1 protein-coding gene is annotated in these 380 nt (G+C 30.8%); it reads left to right on the plus strand.

Annotated elements, in window-relative coordinates; genetic code table 11:
• The coding region (locus AB4Y90_RS18280) for a WbqC family protein (protein WP_441558976.1) at positions 1-380 on the plus strand (380 nt) is incomplete at both ends.

A 380-nucleotide genomic window follows, 5' to 3' on the forward strand; every position in this document is an offset into this window, starting at 1 on the left:
GCATTGAAATCTCTTACAGGGAAGATTGGCAGAAACTTCATTGGAAATCTATTAAAACGGCCTATCAAAGTTCTCCTTATTTTGAATATTACGAAGACAAGCTAAAGAAACTTTCTATTAAAACGGCCTATCAAAGTTCTCCTTATTTTGAATATTACGAAGACAAGCTAAAGAAACTTTTCGAAAACAAAGAAAAATTTCTTTTAGATTTTAACATCAAAAGCATTCAGATTATTTTAGATATTTTTAAAACAGAAAAGGCATACTCTTTGAATAAAGAATATATCAAAAATCCGGAAGAGGTTAATTTCAGGGAAAAATTTTCGGCAAAAACACCGTCAGAATACGAGATGGCAGAATATTATCAGACGTTCTCAGAC

The organism is Chryseobacterium sp. 2TAF14 (assembly GCF_052115105.1).
GTDB lineage: Bacteria > Bacteroidota > Bacteroidia > Flavobacteriales > Weeksellaceae > Chryseobacterium.